This window comes from Secundilactobacillus malefermentans DSM 5705 = KCTC 3548, assembly GCF_001436395.1.
GTDB lineage: Bacteria > Bacillota > Bacilli > Lactobacillales > Lactobacillaceae > Secundilactobacillus > Secundilactobacillus malefermentans.
On the sequence record NZ_AZGJ01000148.1, the window covers coordinates 1 to 311 of the forward strand.

Sequence of the window (311 nt, forward strand, 5' to 3'; positions counted from 1 at the left end):
CTGAAATTTTATTTTGATCTAGCTTACTTAAATGACCGATTTCTTTAAAGTTTAAACCGGCTTTGGGAAAGCGATAAATATTACCAAGATCGACCCAGGAAGGTTTCTTCAACCCAGCGGATTGCCAATCTTGAATCGGATAATATTGTTGCTTGATATAAGCCGACTTCTTTTCATACTGACTAGTAATTTTAAAAACCTCGACCGTCTGTTCTGATACCCGACGAATTAAAACTGATCGAGACTTGCCACCGTTAGTTTCTACAAAACTAACGTATAGGCTGACTAAGTCATTAGTCCTCATCTGGATC

1 protein-coding gene is annotated in these 311 nt (G+C 37.9%); it reads right to left on the reverse strand.

Annotation, left to right across the window (positions count from 1 at the left end; translation table 11 throughout):
* On the reverse strand, window positions 1–304 hold a 304-nt coding region (locus FD44_RS10235), incomplete at its 3' end, for a hypothetical protein (RefSeq protein WP_082618790.1).
* Between the last annotated feature and the right edge of the window lie 7 nt (window positions 305–311).